The organism is Mycobacterium sp. (genome assembly GCF_049281135.1).
In the GTDB taxonomy this organism is placed as follows: Bacteria; Actinomycetota; Actinomycetes; order Mycobacteriales; family Mycobacteriaceae; genus Mycobacterium.
Genome location: NZ_JBAPRN010000486.1, coordinates 1 through 2877 on the forward strand (window position 1 = coordinate 1; position 2877 = coordinate 2877).

The 2877-nt window shown below is 69.7% G+C and carries 1 protein-coding gene; it reads left to right on the top strand.

What is annotated here, in order from left to right; all coding sequences use genetic code 11:
- The coding region (locus WAN02_RS19615) for an alpha-(1->3)-arabinofuranosyltransferase domain-containing protein (protein WP_422265901.1) at positions 1-2877 on the top strand (2877 nt) is incomplete at both ends.

The following is a 2877-nucleotide window of genomic DNA, read 5'->3' on the forward strand; positions in this document are numbered from 1 at the left end:
GATTTTGGCATTGCGCAGCAACGATCCAAGGGGGCGCTCGGTACGGCGGCTGGCCGGTCAGGCCGGGGTGGCCGTCGCGCTGATGGGAGCGGTGAACGCGATCGCGACGCTGGCCGGGTGTCTGCCCGCGGTGATCTGGTGGGCCTGTCACCGGCCTAACCGGCGGTGGTTGCGTTACGCGGCGTGGTGGCTACTGGCGCTGGCGCTGGCCATCACGTGGTGGCTGGTGGCGCTGATCCTGATGGCCCGGATCAGCCCGCCGTTCCTGGACTTCATCGAATCCTCGGGTGTGACGACGCAGTGGTCGTCGTTGGTCGAGGTGCTGCGCGGTACCGACAGCTGGACCCCATTCGTAGCGCCCAATGCCACGGCGGGTGCGCCGCTGGTCACCGGTTCGGTCGCCATCCTGGCCACCTGCCTGGTGGCGGCGGCCGGGTTGGCCGGGCTGGCTGGGATGTCCGCGGGCAACGTGCCCGCAGGCGGGCGATTGGTGACGATGCTCCTCGCCGGCGTGGTGCTGCTGGGCGTTGGATACAGCGGCGGACTGGGCTCACCGCTGGCGCAGCACGTACAGGCTTTCCTCGACGCCGGCGGCGCACCGCTGCGCAACGTGCACAAATTCGAGTCGCTGATCCGCATCCCCGTCGTATTGGGACTGGCCCAGCTGCTCGGCCGGATCCCGCTGCCGGGTAGCGCGCCGAAGCCGTTATGGCGCAGCGCGTTTGCTCACCCGGAGCGCGACAAGCGGGTTGCGGTCGGGATCGTGGTGCTGACCGCGCTGATGGCCGGGACGTCGCTGGCGTGGACCGGGCGGATGACCCCGCCGGGCACCTACAGCGCGATACCGCGGTATTGGCATGACGCCGCCGACTGGCTGACCGCGCACAACACCGGTGTGCCGGCGCCCGGGCGGGTGTTGGTGGTCCCCGGCGCGCCGTTCGCCACTCAACTGTGGGGCACCAGCCACGACGAACCGCTGCAAGTGCTCGGCGACAGCCCGTGGGGTGTGCGCGACTCCATCCCGCTGACTCCGTCGCAGACCATCCGCGCGCTGGACTCGGTCCAACGGCTGTTCGCCTCCGGAACACCCTCCGTGGGCCTCGCTGATACTCTTGCCCGCCAAGGCATTTCGTATGTCGTGATGCGCAACGACCTGGACCCGGACGCATCTCGTTCGGCCCGCCCGATCCTGGTGCACCGGGCCGTCACCGGATCACCGCGACTGCCGAAGGTCGCCGAGTTCGGCCCGCCGGTCGGTCCGGGCCCGGTGTCCGGATTCGTCACCGACAGCGAATTGCGTCCCCGATATCCCGCCGTCGAGATCTACCGCGTGACCGCCATGGCCGGCAATCCCGGCGGTCCCTACCTGGCCGACATCGACGGACTGCCCCGCGTCGACGGTGGCCCCGAGGCCTTCTTGCGACTCGACGAACGTCGGCGGCTGTCGGGCCGGCCCCCGCTCGGCCCGGCGCTGCTGACCGCCGACGCCGTCGGTGCGGGCCTGCCGGTACCGGTCGTCACGGTCACCGACACCCCGCTGGCCCGCGAGACCGACTACGGCCGGGTCGACCACCACTCGTCGGCGATCCGTGCCGTCGGCGACACCCGGCACACCTTCAACCGGGTGCCGGACTATCCAAGTCCGGGCGCGGACACCGTCTACGGCTCGTGGACCGGCGGCCGGTTGTCGGCGTCGAGTTCGTCGTCGGACTCGACGGTTTTGCCCGACGTCGCGACCGCCGCGTCGCCGGTTGCGGCGATCGATGCCGATTCGGCGACCGCCTGGGTGTCCAACAGTCTGCAGTCGGCCGTCGGTCAATGGCTTCAGGTCGACTTCGACCACCCGGTGACCAACAGCATCATCACCATCACCCCCAGCGCGACTACCGTCGGTGCACAGGTCCGACGCGTCGAGGTCGAAACTACCACCGGGACAACGACATTACGGTTTGACGAGGCTGGCAAACCGATCAGCGGTGCGTTGCCGTACGGCGAGACTCCGTGGGTCCGCATCACCGCGATCGGCACCGACGATGGGTCGCCCGGGGTGCAGTTCGCGATCACCGACTTGTCGATCACGCAGTACGACGCCCGCGGGTTCGCGCATCCGATCAATATTCGGCACACCGCGCTAGTTCCCGCTGCCCCAGCGAACGCCGCTGTGGCGCAATGGGATCTGGGTTCCGATCCGTTGGGCAGGCCGGGCTGTGCGACGGGTCTGACGAACGTGCAATGCGCGCCGTCGATGGCGCTGGCGACGGAAACGCCGGCGACCTTCAGTCGAACGCTGAGCGTGCCGCAGCCGATCTCGGTGCTGCCGACGATCTGGGTCCGGGCCCGGTCGGGACCCAAATTGGCCGATCTGGTCGCCGAGCCGGACACCACGCAGGCTCACGGCGACTCCGATCTGGTCGACGTCCTCGGCGCGGCCGCTGCCGCCTCCGACGGCGACCCGGCCACCGCGTGGACGGCACCGCAGCGAGTGGTGCAGCACAAGACGCCCCCGACGCTCACCCTCACCCTGCCCCAACCCACCGAAGTGAGCGGGCTGCGAGTCACGCCCAGCACCTCACCGGTGCCCGCGCACCCGACCCTGGTGGCCGTCGACCTGGGCGACGGCCCCCAGGTCCGGGTGCTGAAAACATCGGGGCCACAAGATCTGCCGTTGCTGCCTCGGATGACCGACACCGTCACGGTCAGCCTGCTCGACTGGAAGGACGTCATCGATCGCACCGCACTCGGCTTCGACCAGCTCAAGCCACCAGGGCTGGCCGAGATCGCGGCGCTGGGCATCGACGGCAGACCGATCGCCGCGGCCAACGCGGCGCGCAACCGGACTCGCGAGGTCACCGTCGACTGCGAGCACGGACCGGTCAT